The sequence below is a fragment of the Robertmurraya dakarensis genome (assembly GCF_900156875.1).
In the GTDB taxonomy this organism is placed as follows: domain Bacteria; phylum Bacillota; class Bacilli; order Bacillales; family Cytobacillaceae; genus Robertmurraya; species Robertmurraya dakarensis.
Window position 1 is genome coordinate 1,409,626 of the sequence record NZ_LT707409.1, and the last position, 20,605, is coordinate 1,430,230.

22 protein-coding genes are annotated in these 20,605 nt (G+C 40.1%); 2 read left to right on the plus strand and 20 right to left on the minus strand.

Annotation, left to right across the window (positions count from 1 at the left end):
* Window positions 1-181 precede the first annotated feature (181 nt).
* Window positions 182-2,059: a squalene--hopene cyclase gene (shc, locus tag CZ487_RS15665; protein WP_077213223.1), complete on the minus strand. Its 1,878-nt coding sequence runs from the start codon at window positions 2,057-2,059 to the stop codon at window positions 182-184.
* A 69-nt stretch (window positions 2,060-2,128) separates the two neighbouring features.
* On the opposite strand from shc, the gene CZ487_RS15670 reads away from it, so the two are divergent.
* Together CZ487_RS15670 and CZ487_RS27890 are read left to right on the plus strand one after the other, a co-directional pair.
* Window positions 2,129-3,262, plus strand: coding sequence for a DUF2515 domain-containing protein (locus tag CZ487_RS15670; protein WP_077215342.1), 1,134 nt, complete (start codon window positions 2,129-2,131; stop codon window positions 3,260-3,262).
* The gene (locus CZ487_RS27890) at window positions 3,195-3,638 is read left to right on the plus strand and encodes a CBO0543 family protein (protein WP_337189744.1); all 444 of its coding nucleotides are present in this window, start codon (window positions 3,195-3,197) and stop codon (window positions 3,636-3,638) included. The genes CZ487_RS15670 and CZ487_RS27890 overlap by 68 nt, the downstream gene beginning before the upstream one ends.
* A gap of 26 nt (window positions 3,639-3,664) precedes the next feature.
* On the opposite strand, the gene CZ487_RS15680 is transcribed toward CZ487_RS27890, so the two are convergent.
* The 19 genes from CZ487_RS15680 to CZ487_RS15770 all read right to left on the minus strand — a co-directional run.
* Window positions 3,665-4,057, minus strand: coding sequence for an acyl-CoA thioesterase (locus CZ487_RS15680; RefSeq protein WP_161949654.1), 393 nt, complete (start codon window positions 4,055-4,057; stop codon window positions 3,665-3,667).
* 125 nt (window positions 4,058-4,182) lie between these two features.
* Window positions 4,183-4,608, minus strand: a complete 426-nt coding sequence (locus CZ487_RS26365; RefSeq protein ID WP_139339582.1) for a hypothetical protein — start codon at window positions 4,606-4,608, stop codon at window positions 4,183-4,185.
* Window positions 4,523-5,575 carry an acetate--CoA ligase family protein gene (locus CZ487_RS15690; RefSeq protein WP_139339583.1) on the minus strand — a complete coding sequence of 351 codons (1,053 nt, stop codon included), beginning with the start codon at window positions 5,573-5,575 and terminating at the stop codon, window positions 4,523-4,525. Before CZ487_RS15690 ends, CZ487_RS26365 begins: the two co-directional genes overlap by 86 nt.
* A 78-nt stretch (window positions 5,576-5,653) precedes the next feature.
* The gene (locus CZ487_RS15695; protein WP_077213227.1) at window positions 5,654-6,319 is read right to left on the minus strand and encodes a 3-oxoacid CoA-transferase subunit B; all 666 of its coding nucleotides are present in this window, start codon (window positions 6,317-6,319) and stop codon (window positions 5,654-5,656) included.
* Window positions 6,319-6,987, minus strand: a complete 669-nt coding sequence (locus CZ487_RS15700; RefSeq protein WP_077213228.1) for a 3-oxoacid CoA-transferase subunit A — start codon at window positions 6,985-6,987, stop codon at window positions 6,319-6,321. The genes CZ487_RS15695 and CZ487_RS15700 overlap by 1 nt, the downstream gene beginning before the upstream one ends.
* Window positions 6,988-7,078: 91 nt before the next feature.
* On the minus strand, window positions 7,079-8,380 hold the full coding sequence (locus CZ487_RS15705; protein ID WP_077213229.1) for a TRAP transporter large permease: 1,302 nt from the start codon (window positions 8,378-8,380) through the stop codon (window positions 7,079-7,081).
* A gap of 87 nt (window positions 8,381-8,467) precedes the next feature.
* Complete coding sequence (locus CZ487_RS15710; protein WP_077213230.1) at window positions 8,468-8,962, minus strand: TRAP transporter small permease; 495 nt, start codon at window positions 8,960-8,962, stop codon at window positions 8,468-8,470.
* Between the two features lie 107 nt (window positions 8,963-9,069).
* On the minus strand, window positions 9,070-10,173 hold the full coding sequence (locus CZ487_RS15715; RefSeq protein ID WP_237562898.1) for a TRAP transporter substrate-binding protein: 1,104 nt from the start codon (window positions 10,171-10,173) through the stop codon (window positions 9,070-9,072).
* 309 nt (window positions 10,174-10,482) lie between these two features.
* Window positions 10,483-10,890: a Zn-ribbon domain-containing OB-fold protein gene (locus CZ487_RS15720; RefSeq protein ID WP_077213231.1), complete on the minus strand. Its 408-nt coding sequence runs from the start codon at window positions 10,888-10,890 to the stop codon at window positions 10,483-10,485.
* 1 nt (window position 10,891) lies between these two features.
* A complete protein-coding gene (locus tag CZ487_RS15725; RefSeq protein WP_077213232.1) occupies window positions 10,892-12,031 on the minus strand; it encodes an acetyl-CoA acetyltransferase in 1,140 nt (379 codons plus the stop codon).
* Window positions 12,032-12,184: 153 nt separating this feature from the next.
* Complete coding sequence (locus tag CZ487_RS15730) at window positions 12,185-13,615, minus strand: hypothetical protein (RefSeq protein WP_077213233.1); 1,431 nt, start codon at window positions 13,613-13,615, stop codon at window positions 12,185-12,187.
* 5 nt (window positions 13,616-13,620) lie between these two features.
* A complete protein-coding gene (locus CZ487_RS15735) occupies window positions 13,621-14,766 on the minus strand; it encodes a thiolase family protein (protein WP_077213234.1) in 1,146 nt (381 codons plus the stop codon).
* A 296-nt stretch (window positions 14,767-15,062) separates the two neighbouring features.
* Window positions 15,063-16,250 carry a CaiB/BaiF CoA transferase family protein gene (locus CZ487_RS15740; RefSeq protein ID WP_077213235.1) on the minus strand — a complete coding sequence of 396 codons (1,188 nt, stop codon included), beginning with the start codon at window positions 16,248-16,250 and terminating at the stop codon, window positions 15,063-15,065.
* A gap of 45 nt (window positions 16,251-16,295) precedes the next feature.
* Window positions 16,296-16,700 carry a PaaI family thioesterase gene (locus tag CZ487_RS15745; RefSeq protein ID WP_161949655.1) on the minus strand — a complete coding sequence of 135 codons (405 nt, stop codon included), beginning with the start codon at window positions 16,698-16,700 and terminating at the stop codon, window positions 16,296-16,298.
* Between the two features lie 259 nt (window positions 16,701-16,959).
* Window positions 16,960-17,892, minus strand: a complete 933-nt coding sequence (locus CZ487_RS15750; protein WP_077213237.1) for a ketopantoate reductase family protein — start codon at window positions 17,890-17,892, stop codon at window positions 16,960-16,962.
* Between the two features lie 155 nt (window positions 17,893-18,047).
* A complete protein-coding gene (gene fadH, locus CZ487_RS15755; RefSeq protein ID WP_077213238.1) occupies window positions 18,048-18,821 on the minus strand; it encodes a 2,4-dienoyl-CoA reductase in 774 nt (257 codons plus the stop codon).
* A gap of 102 nt (window positions 18,822-18,923) precedes the next feature.
* Window positions 18,924-19,304 carry a MaoC/PaaZ C-terminal domain-containing protein gene (locus CZ487_RS15760; protein ID WP_077213239.1) on the minus strand — a complete coding sequence of 127 codons (381 nt, stop codon included), beginning with the start codon at window positions 19,302-19,304 and terminating at the stop codon, window positions 18,924-18,926.
* Between the two features lie 12 nt (window positions 19,305-19,316).
* The gene (locus CZ487_RS15765; protein WP_077213240.1) at window positions 19,317-19,724 is read right to left on the minus strand and encodes an FAS1-like dehydratase domain-containing protein; all 408 of its coding nucleotides are present in this window, start codon (window positions 19,722-19,724) and stop codon (window positions 19,317-19,319) included.
* Between the two features lie 31 nt (window positions 19,725-19,755).
* On the minus strand, window positions 19,756-20,605 hold an 850-nt coding region (locus tag CZ487_RS15770), incomplete at its 5' end, for an acetyl-CoA acetyltransferase (RefSeq protein ID WP_077215345.1).

Sequence of the window (20,605 nt, forward strand, 5' to 3'; positions counted from 1 at the left end):
TAATATCTAATAAGAAATATCCTTATCTATCACAATTTAGCTTTATCTGAATGTTCCTCTTGTTTCCCCGATCTGATTTCGATTAATAGTCTTCTGTAGGTAAAAGCATTTTTTCGTTTACTACAATAAAGTAAAAAGTACCCTTTCGGGCACCCTAAAAAGGTTTGTAATGAAGTTCAAGCTAAAATTTTTTAAGATAGCTCCCCAATGCCAACAGTGGAAAAATATACCGATAACTATGATAATGAATATAAAAATCCCCGGCCATGCCCTGACCTTTTGGATAATTTGTTGTCCAATCGTCACGCTCCAAATTTTTGAGTAAGTATTCAACACCTGCTTTAATCGCTTTTGTCGGTTGATCACAAGCAGAAATGAGGGCATCCACTGCCCATGCAGTATGTGTTAAAGTACTGGCCCCAAGAGGTACATACTTGTTTTTGCTGTCGCTTTTACATGACTCGCCCCAGCCGCCGTCTCGGTTTTGAATGCCCTCCAACCAAGCCACAGCTTTTGAAACCCGCCGATGTGTCGGAAGGACTCCAACCGCCATTAACCCTGTAAGAGCAGCCCAAGTTCCGTAAATAAAACAAATTCCCCACCGTCCGTACCAAGATCCATCTTTTTCCTGATGATGAAATAACCATTCCTTCCCTTTTTCCACAGATGGATGATGTTTGGGCAGGTTTGTATACCTTCCGAGGAACTCCAATGTTCGTCCCGTCAGGTCTCCAGACGGCGGATCAGCGAGGATAAATTCCGCTTTTTCGATCGGAAAAAACTTGAGGAGACTGCTGTTTGTATTTTTCTCAAAAGCAGGCCAGCCGCCATCATCATTTTGCATCGATAACACCCACAGTACTCCGCGCTCCCAGGCCTGCCTGTAAGCTGAATGGCTAGGCACCATTCTTGAAAGTGATCTTAAAGACGCTGTTGTATCGTCTACATCTGGATTAAAGGTGTTAATGTCTGAAAATCCCCATCCTCCTGGGAAATCGTGAGGATTATTGATGGCCCAGTCACCATAAAGAGAGTGCTGCCGCTTCAGTAAATAACCGTTTGCTTTCTTAATCATTGAATCATCCGGAGTCACTCCTGCTTCCTGTAAAGCCGTATTGATCAAAGAAGTATTCCAAACAGCAGCGCTTGTATACTGCATATGAGGCAGGCCATCGATTTCACACTTCATGTCCTTCAACCCTTCCACCGCTTTCATAATAGCAGGGTGATTTTTCGGATATTCTAACGAAAGCAAAGCAAAAATCATTAAAAATGTTGAACTAAAATAACTATAAAATGTCCCATCAGATTCAGTGTGGCGGAGCATATACTGTTCGGCTTGCTCGATCGCCATCTTTTTCAGCTGCTGCGGCAAACCAATTAAACATTTAATTCCATCGCTAAGAGTGGAAAAAACTGACCGCCACTCTTCATCAAAAGCAAGATCCTCCTGCTCTCTATTTTTACCAGTATATAAATCGGATAAATCAGGTGATTTCTTATTTTTGAGACTGTACTTTTTTTCAGATAAAATCATAATCGGTGTCAAATTGGCTCTTCCGAAAACAGAAAAGCTGTAAAAATGTATCGGAAAGGTCGGCGGCAGCAAGATCATTTCAACAGGAATAGGGAAAAACGCCGGCCATTTGTATTGCCCTGTAAGTGCAAGCATGATCTTGGTGAGCATATGTGCACCTTCCATTCCTCCATGAGCTAAAATAAACTTTCTCGCCATTTTCAGCCTGGCATCATGACGGTGAAAATACCCTGAATATAACAGGGCGTAATACGCTTCAATGGTGGCAGTGACATTGCCCTCACCCTGCTCATCATAAAATAACTTCCAGGCGCCGTTTTCTTCTTGTTTGCTCAGTATCCTTTCTGACAGACCCTTTATCAGATTTTCATCATCTATTTCCAATGTCCTTAATAAAATAATCATATAGCAATCCGTTGAGATTCCTGTTTCAAAAGGGTAACGCCAGGTTCCATCAGGGTGTTGATCTCCCCTTAATTTATCAATTAACGAGTTCATCCCGTCCTTAATGCGTTTTTCCATGATCTCACCTCATCACTATACATATTCGCTTGGGGCGAAGAGAATTCGCAGGAGGTGGTTTTGGACATCATGTGGTTTTTACCAAAAATAAAAAACCGTCTTCCACAGCATCTTCAAAGAATAAAGAAAGAATTAATAAAAAAGAAAACAGCCTTACCATCAAAAGAAACACTTCCGAGAAAGGATCGCCTGCTACTGCAAGAAATCACAAAACTAACAGAGGAATACAATCTAAATAATGTAACTAGAACGAAAGCTTACTTAGAGTTTTATCAGCGCTGCCCTGAGATTCATTGGGCCTTTTTAGGACATATGGTCTCGCGAAACGGCGGCTGGAATATGACCGATTTAAAAGGAAGTCTGCTGTCACGTCTGCTGACAAAAAAACAACAAGATTCATTCTTTTCCTTCTTAGAACGAGGAAATTGGCTAATCTTCCAAGATGCCTATCCGCAATTCCTCGTTTACGAAGAAAGTCTAAAAAGGGGAATAAACTCATTTTATCTTCTTCCTTACTTACATGTTTCAGCTTTTATGGAAAGTGTCTGGAATTATTTTTGGAAGGACAAAGACAAATACACGCTTACAGTCGCGCTTGTCATTAATGAACAGAGTTATTTAGAATCTAGAATTCTCGCTGATCCCACATTTAAAAAAGAGATTTTTAATAGTCTTGAATTTCAGCTTCAAGATGTTCTTTCCATGAATCACATTCTACTCCCCTTCGAAAATAGTGGCAGAATACAGTTGATCGGGCAGACACTGCACCATTTCGAAAGTCTGCACGAACGAATTCTGTTAGGAAAAAGACTATACGAAATCCTTTTCAGCGATGGACCTAGATTAAGGAAAATTGAAAAGTGGGCAAAATCCACTCCCCATACTGGTTCGAGAAAAGACTATTGGCCGCATCTTTTTCATTCAGTCGATGAAGGCATACCGGGAACTTTCCTAAAGCCCAGACTAATATCCTGCGAGCTGGCCCCGGGATCACCGCGTTTTTACAGTCCTGCTCTACAGTCAGTGTGGAAGGATGTAAAGCATCTTCCAGCGGAAAAGGGGGATTGGTATAAAAATTGGCAGGTCATTTATTATTTGATGAATTACCCGCTAAAAGTAGATGGAGAGATTGAGAATGAATACTGTAAAACAATTGAAAAAATCGAAATCGCAGGAAACACTAAAAAAGTCATATTTGATTGAGTTCCTTCCAGAGATTCTCCTAGCCACCCTCCTTGGAACATATTTAGATTTATATTTTGTTGGTAAAGGACAGTATGCCTTTCCAATGAGACCGCTGCCAGAGATATTTTCTATTAATATTACCTTTACATTAATATCCCTCCCGCTTCTCGTCTATTTCATACTGTTGCTATGCCGAAACTTTCCTGCTTGGAAAAAAGCAATTGTAATTATTGTATCCAGCGTGTTTATGGCCTTTTTTGAAAAACTGGGGGAAGCTTTCGGTTTCTTTATCCACGAAGACTCATGGAAGCATTGGTATTCGCTTGTCGGATACAGCCTCTTTTTTGCCGTCATTTTTTCCTTTCATTCTATAAGAAAAAAACACCTCTCATAATATGCATGAGAGGCGTTACTATCTTTTCACTTAAAGTACCGGGCAATCTCCTCAACAACAGGGATGCTTTGTTTAGCCGACCAATTCATCATCACATTGGTGACCGTTGACTCTACTACTTTTTCATCATGCTGATTATAAATATCCTGCTGCTGAACAAAACTTTTCGTCCCAAGTTTTACCGGTGTTGTTTTGACTTTCAATACATCCCCTAATTTGGCTTCCTTTAAATAGACAATCTCAATTTTTAGCACAACCGTTGTTAGGGATCTTTCCTTCATTTGCTTAAAAGACATCCCCGCTTCACTATACCAATCTCCTCTTGCCTTCTCCAAATAATTCAAATAAACGCTATTATTGACATGCTCCAACTCATCAATATCAGTTTCTTTAACGATTATTTCTGTGACGGTTTCCATTTTTTCACCTGCTTTTTTATTCATTCGAAAAGGAGATTTCCCATATAGACAAAAAAACTAGGAGACCAGCCGCTCCTATGAAGAAATCTTCACTTTATGTAATTTTATTCTAGCACATTACTCCTCTATTTTTCATAATATTCGCTAATCTTTTTCAATACTAGCACTGCTTTTTCAGGACTGGTGAAAATAGGAATCTGATTTTCTCTTAATAGAGCAAAGGCGTTAGAAGCGAGTGTTTCTGAGATAAGCCAGCTTAAGATGATACTTTTATCAGATTTTCTAGTAAGGTCAATGATATCCTTTGCGACTGTGGAAGCAATGGGATCTCCAACTGTGGTGAGCATTAACATAATGCTGTCGATATTTGGATCGTTCAATACAATTTCTAAAGCCTTTTTTAAATTACCAGGATTATTTATGATACTTGCCGTCGTATCAAAGGGATTCTGAACAACGCCAAAGTCAGGAATTACTTGCTTTAAATAGACCTTCGTGCTTTTGGAGAAATCGGGGAGCTGCAGTCCATGCCTGCAGGCAATTGTCTGCAATAATTGTGCAAGCACCTCCAGAGGTGGAAATGACAGCCACATTTTTTCCATGCAGATTTTTAATAGAGAGGAATCCTTTTGCGACTTCAAACATATCTTCTAAAACGTCCACATAGATGGCACCATATTGCTTAAAAACCGTTTCGTATACTTGATAATTTCCTGCTAGACTGCCTGTGTGCGACTGTACTGATTTTTGACCAATAGACGTTCTCCCATTTTTATAAATAATAACTGGTTTTCGATTGTAATTCGCCTTTTGTAAAGAATCAATCAATTTCCTGCCATCCTTGACTCCCTCAAGATAAACACAAATGATTTCTGTCTGTTCATCTTCAGCTAAAAAAGAAAGATAATCAGCTGTATCTAAGTCAGCCTCATTTCCCGAACTGATAAAATGACTGATCCCGATTCCCTCACTCCAAAGCTTGCTTAGTATGCCGCCACCGATTGCTCCGCTTTGTGAAACGAAAGCAATTTTTCCAGACCGCGGGATATTCGGTGTTTCCATCGCCATGCTAAAACTTCCAAAAAAACGTTGATTAGCATTCACAACCCCAATCATATTAGGTCCGCAAATGTAAACCCCTAATTCCTTTGCTCTTTCCAACAGCTTTTGCTGCAGCTCTACACCTTCTCCTCCCATTTCTGCAAACCCTGAAGAATAAACAGCAAGAACGTTAATGCCTTTAGCAGCACATTCCTCGACCACCTTCAAAATCTTTCTCCCCGGCAATACGACTAGAGCTAGATCAATATGATCAGGTAGTTGTTTTACGGATTGATAACACGGCTTCCCGAAGACAGTTTCCTCCTTTGGATTAACCGGATAAATTGAATGAAGACTTTTGTGCTTTGTTAAATAATCCATCAATCGGCCGCCACTTTTATTTTTATGATTGCTTGCCCCAATCACCGCTAATGATCGAGGATACAAAAGTTTTCTTACAGCTTCCATTCTGCTCATTACCAACCTGTCCCCCCTACATCCTTAAATTCTTCCCATACACATTACAGGAACCTCTCTTGAGGTTCCTGTTTCTTATCAAACTGGAATTTCTTTTAAATCACTAGAGATAATCAGCCGAGGTTCAGTAGCTTTTTGAACTTCCTCCACCGACAAACCTGCCGCAATCTCCTTTAGCACTAGTCCCTCCTGTGTTACATCTATAACCGCCATATCTGTAAAAATACGAGTCACGCATTTCAAGGCTGTAACAGGATAGTCAAGCTCCTTCACAATCTTAAACTCACCTTTTTTACTCAAATGGGTCATGGCAATGAACAGTTTTTTTACTCCGATTGCTATATCCATCGCACCGCCAATACTTCCTAGCTTAGCGCCTTTCACCTTCCAGTTAGCTAGATCCCCTTTTTCCGAAACTTGCATGCCGCCTAATACCGCTACATCGATATGCTTCCCTCTAGTCATCGCAAAAGAGTCGGCATGATGACAAAAACTGCCTCCTGGCACCAAAGTCACAGGCAATTTTGAGGCATTCACCAAATCTGGATCCTCTTCACCAGGTTTGGCTAGTGAGCCCATCCCCAAGACTCCCTGCTCACTGTGGTACAAGACTTCAGCGTTATCTGCCACAAAATTGCTGACAAGAACTGGTATGCCAATTCCTAAATTTACAATGTCTCCATCCGTAAGGTCCTCTGCAATCCTCTTAGCAATTTGTTCTCTGGTTAATAATCGATTATCCATTACTGCTCTCTCCTTTTAACCACTCTTTGTACAAAAATGCCAGGAGTGACAATAGACTCTGGATCTAGTTCTCCTACTTCTACAATTTCATCGACTTCGGCAATCGTTACTTTCGCAGCCATTGCCATAATGGGATTAAAATTTCTCCCTGATTTGTTATAGACAAGATTTCCCCATCGATCTGCTTTCTTTGCTTTAATGAAGGCAAAATCTCCTTTTATCGCTTTTTCAAGCACACATGTAATACCATCGAACTCTTTCACTTCTTTCCCTTGAGCAATTTCCGTACCTGCACCAGTAGGAGTGTAAAAAGCTTCGATCCCTGACCCGCCAGCTCTAATTCGTTCTGCTAACGTCCCCTGTGGAACTAATTCCAAGTCAATCTTTCCTTCCATATACTTCTCTATAAAAATATAACTTTCTTTCATCAACGGAAAGGAACAGATGATTTTCGAGAGGCGGTCATATTTAATTAGCTTTGCTAACCCTTCTTCAAAGTAACCGCAGTTATTACTAACGCCAATTAATTTATTGGACCCTTGATAAAATAAACTGGAAATTAATTGTTCAGGAACTCCAGAACCGCCGAATCCACCCATCAGCACGGTACTCCCGGTGGTTATGTCAGCTACCGCTTCTTCCATTGAATCAACCAATTTATTAATCAAACCATCATCTCCAATCCCGCTAGTTTTTCCTAAGACCTATAGAAAACTTCTTCTATTACGCTTTATCGCTCCCTGCCACCATTTCGTGTTGTCACATCATTTTGCTAGGTAAATAGAGTGCTATTTCAGGGAAAACGTACAATAAAGCAATTAAAATAAGGATAGGAGCTACAAATCGTATCGCACCTTTAAAGATGGTTTCTAATTTCAACTCCGGAGCAACCCCATTTAAGACGAAGCAATTCATTCCCACCGGCGGTGAAATTAACGCCATTTCAACAACAATAACAATAATGACACCAAACCAAATGAGGTCGAAGCCCAGTGCATTAATGATCGGTAAAATAATCGGAATGGTCACCACAATCATAGCTAACGAATCCATTACAGCCCCTAAAAGAACATAGATTAAGATAATTAAGGCAAAGAGAACGAATGGCGGTAAAGGTACGGCGGTTAAAACCTCCGCCAGCAGAATAGGAACTTTTGTTATCGCTAAAAAGTAATTAAGGATAAAGGCAGCAAGAATGATCGCAAAAAGAAACCCCGTTGTTCGCAGTGTTCTTGAAGCAGATTCAACAAACGTATCTACTGTTAATTTCCTTTTTACTAAAGCGATGATGACAGCACCAAAAGCACCAACACCCGCTGCTTCAGTCGGACTAAAGAATCCAAAATACATTCCACCAATCACCAGGACAAATAGCAATAAAATCCAAATGGTTGATTTAAGTGAAGAGAATCGTTCCTTCCATGTACTGCCGCCTAAAGACGGAGCCAGGCTTGGTTTTATAAGGACAGAAAGATAAATGGTTAACATATATAAGGTCGTCAATAAAATACCTGGAATAATTCCGGCAATTAAGAGCTGTCCAATCGATTGTTCTGTCAACATCCCATATATGATGAACATCGTGCTAGGAGGGATCAAGATACCAAGTGTTCCTCCAGCCACAATTGATCCGCTAGCGAGCGACTTATCATACCCGGATTTGAGCATCTCCTTTGATGCAATCACTCCCATTGTGCCAGTTGTAGCCAGACTCGAACCCGAGGCAGCGGAGAAAATGGCGGAAGCTCCCACAGTGGCAATTCCTAATCCACCTCTTAATCGCCCCATCCAATGACGGAATGTTTGGAATAATTCATCACTAATTCCTGATACAAAAAGCAATTCACCCATTAACACGAACATAGGAATAGTCGTCAGCGTATAGCTGAAGCTATGATCCCAAATAATCGTCTCAATCGCTGTTGTCAAAGCTCCCCAGTCCCGTACATAAATGATTCCAAGAAATGCTGGAATCGCCATTGCTATTGAGATAGGAAATCTTAAAAACATTAACACGAACATGACCATAATCCCGATAAATCCGATTAATTCTAAAGGCATGAAGCACCTCCTGTTATGATTCTTTATAGTCATAAACTTTCCGTCTATGCCTTTTAAAACACGAGAGTCAATTTCATATTTTCCTAGCTATTGCGAAGTTTTTCTTAACAATGATACTGCATGCAAAACTTTTAGAAATGCTTCTAGTCCCCATAATACGAACCCGACTGCAATGACATATCTAAATGGATAAAATGGTATTTCCAACAAATCGGTTGATCTTGGGCGTCCAAACATTTCCTCAGTAGCTACCCCAAAAGTCACCCAGCCAATGATTAAACAAATGACAAGAGTGCAAAGAAATGCAGCAGCATCAATGATATGCTGAATCTTCTCTGGAAAGCGATCTACCAATAAACCAATTGATACATGGGCGTCTTCCGCTTGGGAATATGCTAAACCAAACATAATTAACACGACCATTCCCAGCCGGACAAGCTCCACATCCCCTACCACTGGTGTAAAAAGTTCTCTATTTACCACCGCAAAAGTTATAAATAACATCATCAATGTCATCGTCGCGATGGCGATCCACTTCCCAAACTGTGATAGCGTCCTTACTGTACTAAAGATCCATTTCATAGTAAGCACCATCTTTCATATAGAATTAGGGCTGCCCCAAATTAGCCAGTTCCTTATAAAAGGCTAATTACCTGGTTTGTTCCTAAGACAGCCCCGCTCTTAATCATTTAGAATGGAAGTTCTAATCCTTCTGCTTCTAGCATCTTTTTAAATTCTTCCATCATCTCTTCCCCAGGGTACCCCATGTCATTTGCATCGTTTACCCAATTTTCCCAAACTGATTGTGCAGACTTTTTAAATCCGCTTAATTCTTCTGGAGCTAGAGTGATAAGCTCTCCTTTTCCATCTACTTGCTTCTCAAGCTCTGCATAGGCCGTTTCCAGTTCCTTTGTATAGCTTTCCGTAAATAATGCTCCAAGTTTTGGACCTAGTTCATCATCAAATAATTGCTTTAAATCATCAGGCAGCTTTTCATAAAAATCCTTGTTCATTACTGGAATTAAAGGAGTGACAGTGATCCCCATTTTCGTAATGTACGGGCCAACTTCGTAATACTTGTTCCCTACTGCTCCAATTGGAGTATAAAAACCTGTATCTAAGGTTCCTTTTTGCATCGCTTCATAAAACTCTTCTAATGGCAGTGATACAGGAACAGCATCCCAATTCTTCACTACCTCTGTATCGCCCTTACCTTGAACTCGCATTTTTAGTCCTTTTACATCACTCACACTTTTAATCGGCTTTGTCGCAAATAAATCATAAGCATCAGTCGTTGTAATTTCCCCTAAATAATGAAGATCTTCTTCATATGCATCCATCGCGTATTTCTCACCAAACTCAGTCATTACTTTTGCAGCGCTTGCAGCATCTGGAAAAGCAAAAGGCAGATTTCCAATTGTATAAGGGAAGAAGTTCGTATCGTAATAATAAGTGGCAACAACTAATCCTACATCCGCAAGGCCGCCGCCAACATCCTCAACAACTGAACTAGATTTGCCCAAAGTTCCTCCATGATAAAGGTTCACTTTAATTCGGCCATTTGACTTTTCCTCCACTAGCTCTTTCCAAGGTTCATAAACGTTGTAAGCATAGTGGTGTGTTGAAGGGTTAAAGTTACTGACATTCATCTCGATAACCTTTTCAGACGATCCGCCATCCTTTTCACCTGAATCTGAGTCCGACGAGCTAGTGGAACTTGACCCGCTGCAGCCAGCCAGCACAAATGCAAATAGGAATAAGAAACTTAGCATAAACGTTAATTTTTTTAACACATATAAAACCCCCAATAATTTAAATTATCCCATCGAAAGCGCTTACAGTATTACTAGATGAATCCTGTGCTGTCTAATAAGGCCCCCCTTCTATCTGAAGTCAAAGCAAATTAAAAAGTTATTACCGGATATCAATCTTTCTGAAATATCCGATAATAGGATATTAATAGATTATATGATTATTCGAAAAATATCAACATACAATTTAAAAAATTCGGAATATTTAAAACAAAAAGATTCTCTTTTATTATATCCTTTTTAACATATTACTTTTTCCCGCTAACAATTATACGTTTTTAAGAGTTCTTTTTATTTTGCAGGTACAAATTGCGGAAGCTTATACTCTCCTATTTGTTCACGGAAAACGACAGATACTTCCATCCCTACGAATAAATCACCTTCATCAATATCTACCATATGGCTCATTAACCGTACTCCTTCTTCCAAGTCAATTAAAGCGACAATATAAGGCACTTTATCTTTATACTCTGGAATAAAGGTCTTTTTCACAACCGAATAGCTGTATAATTTTCCTTTCCCGGAAGCCTCAACCCACTGAACGGCATCTGAGAAGCAATTCATGCAAAGCACTCTTGGATAGAATTGATGTGTATGACAAACTGAACAGTATTGGATAACTAACTTTTGGTCCTTGGTGGCCTCAAAATATGGTTTATTTTCATCATTTAACAAATGCGTAATACTAGGATAGTTCATATTAATCCCTCCCTAAAATAACGGTGCTGCTAGAAGAAAGTACTCCGCCCATTCCATTACAAAGGGCAGTCTTTGCATTTTTCACCTGTCTATCACCGCATTCGCCTCTTAACTGCCTAACTGCTTCGATGATTAGAAAGATTCCAAACAAACCTGGATGACAATAGGATAATCCTCCCCCGCTGGTATTCAACGGAAAATCACCGCCAGGGCGTATATTTCTGTTCTGGACGAAGCGCCCGCCTTCCCCTTTTTTACAAAATCCTAAATCTTCTAATTGCAAAAGTACAGTAATCGTAAACGAATCATACACTTGAACAAGATCAATCTCAGAAGGTGTGATCCCCGCCATTTCATAGGCTCTTTTACCAGAAGTTTGAGCCCCCGTTACGGTATGGTCATCCATTTGTGATATATGCATATGGGTATGTGTTTCACCAGTTCCTAAAATCCATATCGGTTCTGTTTTACACTGCTTTGCTTTTTCCTTTGAGGTGATAACAATGGCTCCTCCCCCATCTGTTACGAGACAACAGTCTAATTTATGAAGTGGTGAGGCAATGATTTCAGAATTCAGTACCTCTTCAATCGTTAGCGGATCTCGTTTGAATGCGTTTGGATTCAGTTTGGCCCACTCTCTTGCTGCAACAGCTACTTCTGCCAATTGTTCTGAGGTTGTTCCGTACATGGACATATGCCTTTGTGCCGCTAGCGCATAGCCTCCGAGCGGGAAAGGCATACCATAAGGAGCCTCAAAGATATCTCTTTCAATTCTGCTTCCAGGGCGGGAACTATCCGACCTTTGGGTACTCCCGTATGTTATGAGAGCAGTATCAAACAGTCCAGCCGCTATCCCTGCAACAGCATGTCCTATATGCGCTTCAAAAGAAGAACCGCCAATGCTCGTTGAATCAGTATATTTTGGCGTTATCTTCATGTATTCAGCAATGGTAACTGTCTGCAAGTAGGAGTGTGGTCCGGCCGAAAAAACAGCCTCAACATCTGACTTCTTTAACCCGCATTCATCAAGCGCTTTCTTTGCAGCTTCCGCTTGTAATTGAAACACATTCTTATTAGGCACAATCCCTAAGTCTGACTCTGCAGCACCGACAATCGCGGCACAACGTGATAAATGTTTCATTCATATCACTCCTTTTTAATTTTCTTTTCTACAATTCGCTTTTAAAAATCACTAGTATTAAGCGGCCACCCTAATACTAGACTAGAACAGTATTATATAATCCTATTTCTATAGGTAAGCCGCCGTTTTTAGTACACTTTTTCCGGTTCTACTTTAGAAGCCTAGCAATGAAAGACTATAAGCAAAAATCACTAATAGTACAAAAAGAACTCCGTTAAAACCGATATTCCAATGAACGCTTCCTTTATACGCGTTAAAATTCGTATCCCTTATCACGACTAGGGTAGTAGCAGAAAACGGTGACAACGTCAGCGACATTCCCCAACTGCTAAATATAACCAAAGCAAGAACAAGCTGGCTGATCGGAATCCCGCCCTGTGAGAATGTTGCAGCAAAAATCGTCGTCAACACAAACGGATGGACGCCGATAATCGATATAAAAATCATGATGAAAGATAATAACAATATAAACGGCAAAGCATGGTTTCCTGTTATTTGTGTAAACACTTTAGGCACTAAGCTGCTATAGCTGCTATTTACAAAGGCAAAGCCAAAGAAACTAGCGCTAATCATTAAAATGATTTCCCCTTTTAACTTTGGCAGAAGATGATTATAGTAATACTTAATGCCTTCACCTAGCTTCTTGATCTTTTTTAAATAAAAGAACCAAAGAATCGGGACGGTAACCGATAGCACCGAAATCGTGATTGTCATGGTAAAATGACTCACATAGTATAAAAGTAGTGTTGAACCTAAAATCAATAAAATTATAAGAACCAGTTCTAGTAATTTTTTATTATTTACAGGTACAGCTGAAGAGTCTGTCTCACTTAAAGTCTCCAACTCTACTACCGTAGGATTTTTCACATTTTCAATTTTCACCATCAGAATACTAAGCAGCATCCCAGCAATAGCAAATGTTAAGGTGAAAGGAACAATTTCCGCCCACTCCATCTTTAAGATTGAAAGAATAAAAATAACCGTTCCAAAATAAGGCGTCCACATCAGGGTCAATCCAAACATCCTCGATAACGAGACCAAAAATGTTTTTTCATTTTTTAATTGTGGAGATAGGTCCTTAATCATTGTTACGGCACCCAGCGTTAAAATGGGAGCGAGCAAAGCCATTAAGAAATTGGCAAAAGTATGTATCTTCCATTTAACACCTCCAAGCTGCTGAAAAATGGAATTAATATTTTTCGTATATCCACCGTATTTAACGGGGAGGCTCAGCAGTGGCACTAACATAAAAAGGGTGACTAATTCAATATTAGAGCCAATCGCATGCTGCCATGTATCAAAGTTGGCGTGTTCGGTAATTAAAAAGAACGAACCCATGATCCACATGCCAATCGAATAATATTTGGGGCCTTTAGCTATGACGGGAATGCTGAGTACCAGTGTTATTCCTAAAACAACCGTTAACAAAGGAAGAAGTCCTCTTAAAGACTCGACTAATCCCACAAGCAATGCGGAAAAAGCGATTGCTAGCATAAGCATATCAATCGCTTTTTCATACTTGCTTTTAAGAGAACGTTTTGCACTTTTGTTTTTTACTTCTAGTTGTTGAATGGCTGCTTTCATGAAGTTTATTTAATCCTCTGTATAATAGTCGCTGTTGCCATGCCCCCGCCGCAGCACATCACTTGCAGACCATATTCTTTATCCAAGTCTTCTAATTCATGAAGTAGAGTGGTCATTATCCTTGCCCCGCTTGCTCCTGTCGGATGTCCTAGTGCAATCGCCCCGCCGCGAGGATTGATTTTTTCTTCTGGAATTCCGAGTTCTTTCGCCCAGCTTAATGTAACCGACGCAAAGGCTTCGTTACATTCATAAATATCAATATCTTGAACGCTTAGGTTGACTCTTTCAAGGATTCGTTTCGTAGCAGGAATCACACCGGTCAACATCAAGGTTGGATCAGATCCAATTACATCTCTAGCAATAATTCTAGCACGCGGTTTTAGACCTAGTGCTTCAGCCTTCTCTCTTGACATAATCAAGACAGCAGATGCCCCGTCACTAATTTGGCTGGAGTTTCCAGCATGAATTTTCCCATCTTCCTTAAAGGCAGGCTTTAACGTGCTTAATTTCTCCAAAGTCGTTCCAGGACGAATTCCTTCATCTTCTGTCACAACAACCTTTTGGCCATCCTTGCTGACCTCAATCGGAAGAATCTCTCGTTTAAATGCCCCGCTTTTAGTAGCTTCATCTGCTAAATGATGACTTCTCACCGCCAGCTGGTCCATTTCCTCGCGAGTAATATTCCAAAGGTCTGCAATTCTCTCTGCTGAAAGTCCTTGTGGAATCAGCTCATACATATCCTTTAGCTCCTGTGGTTCTTCTACCTTATCAGTTCCCATTGGATGTCTTGTCATATTTTCTATTCCAGCTGCCACAACCACATCGAAATCACCGGCAATAATTCCTTGTGCTGCTTGGTTCACAGCATGCTGAGAGGAACCGCATTTTCTGTTCAACGTCATCGCAGACGTATTTTCAGAAAGACCAGCCATTAATGTTGCAATTCTAGCAACATTATTTCCCTGCTCCTGATTTTGCGTCACACAGCCAACAATCACTTCATTGATTTCTTCTTTATTGATACCAGAGCGTTCTAGCAATCCTTTTAGAACATGAGATAATAAGTACTCGGACCGCGTGTCAGCGTAAACCCCTTTTCTCCTTCCTACTGGCAATCTGCAAGCTTCTACTATTACTGCTTCTCTATCCATCCCATTCTCTCCCTTTTTAAAAAAATATATATAATCATATTTACTTATGTAAATATCGAAAAAAAGATGACTACTATCCCTTTTAGAAGCCATCTATAGCAAACTAGTAATACTAAGTTTTACAATTTTAAGAAGGGCCATTACCTGCTTTCGCTGGACCGCTTTCGGTTCTCAAACCCTTTATGAAGACCGTTTGCTTTTCCCTTAAACCAGGAATCGGCCTTCATCCCCTTATGAAGATCAACTCTCGCTTTCAATTTGTATCCTTTCAACGAACTACCCAGCAAATTACAAATCTAAAGGGCATGATCTTCTCTTAATTCTTTTATTTCCTCTTCGGAATAACCTAGTTCTTGCAGTATTTCATCCGTATGCTCACCTAGTAGAGGCGGGTGTTTCCTCAATTTGGCAGGTGTTTCCGAAAATTTAACAGGGAATCCCGGCACCTTCAGATCCTTCACATTTGGATGTTCTATTTCCAGCACCATCTCTCTTGCCTTCACATGCGGATGTGTCATCACTTGCTCGACTGTATGAATCGGACCACAAGGGACACCAGCCTTTTCCATTAGCTCAAAAATTTCAGCGCTTTCCATTTTTCCAAGGCGCTCATTGATAATATTCACCAATACTTCCCGGTTAGCTACCCGGTCATCATTGATTTTAAAACGGTCATCTTCCAGCAAGTCATTCCAGCCAAATCCACGGCAGCATTTTACCCACAGTCCATCATTTGCCACGGCTAGTATGATATCCATATCCTTTGCTTGGAAAGCTTGATACGGCACAATTGTTGGATGACCTGAACCATAGCGGGCCGCCGGTTTACCTGTTGCAAAGAAGTTCGTGCCATGATAATTCAAGAGAGCTACCTGGCTGTCTAGTAAACTAGCATCTATAAACTGGCCTTTCCCTGATGTTTGTCTTGCAAACAGGGCAGTCACAATGCCAAACGCAGCGAACATTCCCGTATTTAAATCAACTGCCGAAGTCCCCACCTTAACAGGAGGTTGATCAGGTTCTCCCGTTATGCTCATAAGTCCGCTATACCCTTGAAGCAGTAAATCATAGCCGGGTTTATCTTTTTCAGGGCCTGTTCGTCCGAATCCAGAAATCGAACAATAGATTAATCGTGGATTTTTTTCTTTTAACTGTTCGTAGCCGAAGCCCAATTTTTCCATTGTACCGGTGCGGAAGTTTTCTACAACCACATCCGCTTCCTCAGCCAATTTGTAGATGATTTCTTTCCCTTTTGGCGATTTAATATCTATCGTGATGCTGCGCTTGTTTCGATTGGATGTAAGGTAATAGCAGCTTTCTCCATTCCATGTTGGAGGCGTAAACCTTCTCGTTTCATCCCCGCTTCCAGGCTGTTCCACCTTAATAATATCAGCGCCCATATCCCCAAGCATCATCGTACAAAACGGCCCTGCCAATGTTCTCGATAAATCCAGAACTTTAACTCCCTCTAAAGCTAACATCATCTTACTCCTTTCTCCGTACCCTCTCTAAAAATGAATCTTTTTAGACTATTTTTTAAGAATCGTAAATGTACCTAACGCCGTTCCAACAATCTCTTCTTTATCAACCGTTGCCGTTGATTCCACATAAAGAATTCTTTTCCCGGGGTTAACGATTCTTGCTGTTGCATATACTGTTCCCTCGCGAACCGGTGCCACGAAATTCGTTGTTAAGGAGATGGTCGCAACGCGAACCTCTCTCTCTGTCCGAATGGCTGCACCAATAACAGAATCTAGGATGGTAGCAATCGCCCCGCCATGCATAACACCGTTGGAATTAAGCAATTCAGGTTTAACAGGCATTTTTATTGAAACATTTCCTGCCTCAAGTTTGTCTACCATAATCCCCATATGCTTCCAAAAAGGTGACTCTTCAAACTCCTTTTGCAGCCACTCTAAATAAGATGTATTCATTACCGTTTCCCCCATGTTCCTACCCCTTTATGCTTTAATTACATTGCGAAATTTCAAAATAATTATTATAATATATTACTTTAGATTATTCAGTCACTTTTGCATGTAACACTTAATTGTATTTTATTAAAAATAGAAGTTAAAATAGTAAATTCGACAGGGTATACAAAAACCCTTTAAAATTTGAATATAAATTTAAAAAACATAGTAACTCAAGCTAAAAGATAACTTTCTTCTTGCAGCTTGAGTCTACCACTATTTATCTATTATTTAATTTCTCCATCTCTTCCATAATTGTTATCATTTTATACAGTTGATCATTTATAGGTGTGGCGACCCGATACTTCTTCCCTAGTTCGCATACCTTGCCAGCGAAATACTCTACTTCTGTCTTTCTTCCTGCCTCGATATCTTGAAGCATTGATGTTTGACCATTTGGCGAAAGATTATTAAGAATAGGACGAAATTTCTTTACATCCTCTTCTGTTAAAATAACTCCAGCTTTCTCAGCTACAGCAACGACTTCATACATCGCAGACTCCATCCATTGGTGAAGAGAAGGGATTTGTTGAAAATATCGATACGGTGCTCTGAGTACCGCTGAAGTTTGATTAATTCCAACATTAAACATAAACTTCCACCAAATCGTATGCCATATGTTTTCTGAGATTTCATAGGGAATTTCTGCTCTCTCAAATAAATCCTTCACGGCCAGCACATCTTCTGACAACGATTGATTTTTTTCACCAAAGCAAATTTTCCCAATACTAGAAAACCGTATAGATTGGTTATCATCTCGAACTGCATCGATCTCAACGCACATACTATACAAAATATGTTCATTATGTATTGCCTCAGATATCTCTTCTTCACTCGAAATTCCATTTAACAGCGAAAGAATGATTGTATCTGGACCAATATGGTATTTAGCGTCCTCTATCGCTTGAGGCAGCTGTTCATTCTTGACGGCAAAAATAACTAGATCTGAAGGCTCTGCCTCCACGTCTGTACTTATGTAATTGAAATTTTGTTTCTCACCGTTTACGGTTATAGGATTTTTTTGATATTTTTGAATACGATCTTCGTTTGCAACAACAAAGAATGAATTCCCCAGTAATGCCTGAAGCCTGCTTCCGTACGCTGCTCCAATTGCTCCTAGTCCAATTAACGTTACTGTGTGAATTTTTTTCATATGAATTACCTCTCTTTTTCGTAAAATTTCGTCAATACTAGCATAACAAAATTAAAGAGGGATTCGTAAGATTAATTTAAAATAGTGAAAAAACAAACTTAAATGAGTGAATCCCCATCTAAGCTTGTTCTCCTTTAATCATAGCTATGAAATTCTTAAACTCCTTTTAAGCCAGAATTATTCAACCATCTGCCGCCATCCATTGTGATACATTCACCTGTGATATACTCCAACTCAGGTGTAGATAAAGCGTATGCAAGGTTTGCAATTTCTTCGGCCTTTCCAAAGCGCTTAAGCGGGACATTATTGATCGCATTACTATAACCATCAGTATCGTCTATTAATCTCGCAACTCCTTCTGTATCGGCGATCGGACCTGGTGCGATCGCATTCGCTCGAATGCCATATTTACTCCCCCACTCAACAGCAAGTGTACGAGTCATCGCTAATATTCCAGCTTTTGCACTTGCAGCATGAACGTTTCCAGGTGCTGCACCCCAGGCGAATGTAGCGACAATATTAATAATGCTTCCTTTTTGATTGTTGGCAATCCATTCTTTTCCTACAGCTTGAGAGCAGTAGAATGTACCATTCAAATCAATATTGATAACCGCGTTCCAGCCATTTAAAGAAAGTTCCTCTGCTGCACAAATAAAGTTCCCTGCCGCATTATTGATCAGCACATCAATTTTTCCAAATTGATTCTTTGCAGCTTCAACCATTCCTGCGACATTATCCGGGTTTCTTACATCCATTTGATACGTAAGGACTTGACCATCAAACGTTTCAATCTCGCTTTTTGCCCCATTTAACTTTTCAAGATTTCTTCCGGTAATGACAACGTTTGCACCTTCCTTCGCAAATTTTTGTGCCATTGCCTTCCCAATGCCGCTTCCGCCGCCAGTTATAATAACTGTTTGATTCTTCATAATATAACCCCTCCATTTATTTGAATTATCTAATTATTCTAACTATAGGGATGCCCGCCGTTTTGGGCGGCGGGCATCCCTATAGTTAGACTGCTATTTTGATTATTTTCTAATTTCGAAGTTACCTTTAACTTTGACTTCTCCAGCCTCGTTCACAGCTTCTGCTTCACATACCCAGCGGTCTGCTGTTTCATCAACAACGCTGCCTCTTACTGTGATTTTTTCACCTGGTCTAGTCATCGCTCTGAAGCGGACATTAAACTTAGCAAGATCGTCTACTGAACACCATTCGCCAATTGCTTGACCAATGAATCCCATGATCATCATTCCATGTGCAATAACTCCGCCTAGGCCAGCTTCTTCAGCATATGGAACAACTGTATGGATTTGATTGAAATCCCCAGAAGCGCCAGCATATTTTACTAGCTGTTGATGTGTTACTTCATCTTTTTGGATTGGTTCGAATACATACCCTACATTCATTTTTTTCGCCTCCTAGTGTCTTTCGATTGTGGTTGAACGTGAAATTAATACAAGTTCGCCCTTTTCATTGTAAAATTCTTTTTTTATGACAAAGAAATTCATAGCAGCTTTTGTATAAGCATTTTCAACAGATCCTTTGACTGTTAGGACATCGCCAGGATTGATTGTTCCTACATATTCGTATTCCATTTCACCATGCAGGACCTTCTTCATATTAAGGTTTAATACAGCAGAAGTGTTTTGAGTTCCACCCCAGAAATCAATAACAGTTGGGAAAGTTGGAGGAAGCTTTTCCCCTTTTAAATATTCTTCTTTTAAATCCCCAATTGCCAAAGCGAGCTCACGAGCTTTCACGCCTTCGACTTTAAATGTGTACGTTTCTAATTGCATGCCAATTTTGTCTTGTAATGATGTACTCACTGGATTCACTCCTTTTTTAATTTTTTCTATATTAAGATAATTCTTTCCCTACTACTGATACAAAGGAAACACATTGCATTGGTGTTCCGCCAAGGTTATGCGTTAACCCGATCTTCGGATTATCAAGCTGACGCTTGCCGGCTTTTCCTTGGAATTGAAGGTACATTTCATATAGCATTCTGAGACCGCTCGCACCGATTGGGTGTCCGAATGATTTTAATCCGCCATCAGGGTTAACAGGCAGCTGCCCAGTTAACTCGAACTTGCCATTCAAAACATCCTTCCAGCCTTGGCCGCGTTCACTGAAGCCTAAATCCTCATAGATAACCAATTCTGTTGGAGTGAAGCAGTCATGAACTTCAGCCATATGAATTTCCTTGCTAGGATCTTTAATACCAGCTTCTTTATAAGCAGCTTGAGATGCTGCAACGTTTTCTTTAATCATTGTAAAATCAAAGTCCTGACGTAAGCGTCCATCTCCAGGACCTGCAGCAATTGATAATGCTTTAACATACATTGGATCCTTACGGTATTTATGAGCATCTTCAGTACGAACGATGATCGCTGCAGCTGCTCCATCCGCAACACCAGAACAGTCCATGATTCCAAGTGGCGCCGCAACTAATGGAGACTTATTAATAGTGTCCATAGAAACTTCATTGCGGTATTGTGCTTTAGGATTTAATGAACCATTGTAATGGTTTTTATAAGCAATGCGAGATAAAACTTCTCTTCCTTGTTCCTCTGTTAAACCATATTTTTTATAATAAGCTGGTGCAAGGAATGAGAAGTTAGCAGGTGCTGAAATATTTGGTGCTGTTCCATCAGTTGGTACAGGTGGTCTCGTTAATCCGCTGTACCCAGAATCCTTTAATTTTTCT

Excerpts from the sequence above, each read along its gene's own strand:
- CZ487_RS15735 (WP_077213234.1), bottom strand. The coding sequence starts at position 14,766 with ATGGATAGAGAAGCAGTAATAGTAGAAGCTTGCAGATTGCCAGTAGGA.
- CZ487_RS15740 (WP_077213235.1), bottom strand. The coding sequence starts at position 16,250 with ATGATGTTAGCTTTAGAGGGAGTTAAAGTTCTGGATTTATCGAGAACA.
- shc (WP_077213223.1), bottom strand. The coding sequence starts at position 2,059 with ATGGAAAAACGCATTAAGGACGGGATGAACTCGTTAATTGATAAATTA.
- fadH (WP_077213238.1), bottom strand. The coding sequence starts at position 18,821 with ATGAAGAATCAAACAGTTATTATAACTGGCGGCGGAAGCGGCATTGGG.
- CZ487_RS15750 (WP_077213237.1), bottom strand. The coding sequence starts at position 17,892 with ATGAAAAAAATTCACACAGTAACGTTAATTGGACTAGGAGCAATTGGA.
- CZ487_RS15745 (WP_161949655.1), bottom strand. The coding sequence starts at position 16,700 with ATGAATACATCTTATTTAGAGTGGCTGCAAAAGGAGTTTGAAGAGTCA.
- CZ487_RS15690 (WP_139339583.1), bottom strand. The coding sequence starts at position 5,575 with ATGAGCAGAATGGAAGCTGTAAGAAAACTTTTGTATCCTCGATCATTA.
- CZ487_RS15710 (WP_077213230.1), bottom strand. The coding sequence starts at position 8,962 with ATGAAATGGATCTTTAGTACAGTAAGGACGCTATCACAGTTTGGGAAG.
- CZ487_RS15670 (WP_077215342.1), top strand. The coding sequence starts at position 2,129 with ATGTGGTTTTTACCAAAAATAAAAAACCGTCTTCCACAGCATCTTCAA.
- CZ487_RS27890 (WP_337189744.1), top strand. The coding sequence starts at position 3,195 with ATGAATACTGTAAAACAATTGAAAAAATCGAAATCGCAGGAAACACTA.
- CZ487_RS15760 (WP_077213239.1), bottom strand. The coding sequence starts at position 19,304 with ATGAATGTAGGGTATGTATTCGAACCAATCCAAAAAGATGAAGTAACA.
- CZ487_RS15680 (WP_161949654.1), bottom strand. The coding sequence starts at position 4,057 with ATGGAAACCGTCACAGAAATAATCGTTAAAGAAACTGATATTGATGAG.
- CZ487_RS15720 (WP_077213231.1), bottom strand. The coding sequence starts at position 10,890 with ATGAACTATCCTAGTATTACGCATTTGTTAAATGATGAAAATAAACCA.
- CZ487_RS15695 (WP_077213227.1), bottom strand. The coding sequence starts at position 6,319 with ATGGATAATCGATTATTAACCAGAGAACAAATTGCTAAGAGGATTGCA.
- CZ487_RS15730 (WP_077213233.1), bottom strand. The coding sequence starts at position 13,615 with ATGAAAGCAGCCATTCAACAACTAGAAGTAAAAAACAAAAGTGCAAAA.
- CZ487_RS15725 (WP_077213232.1), bottom strand. The coding sequence starts at position 12,031 with ATGAAACATTTATCACGTTGTGCCGCGATTGTCGGTGCTGCAGAGTCA.
- CZ487_RS15705 (WP_077213229.1), bottom strand. The coding sequence starts at position 8,380 with ATGCCTTTAGAATTAATCGGATTTATCGGGATTATGGTCATGTTCGTG.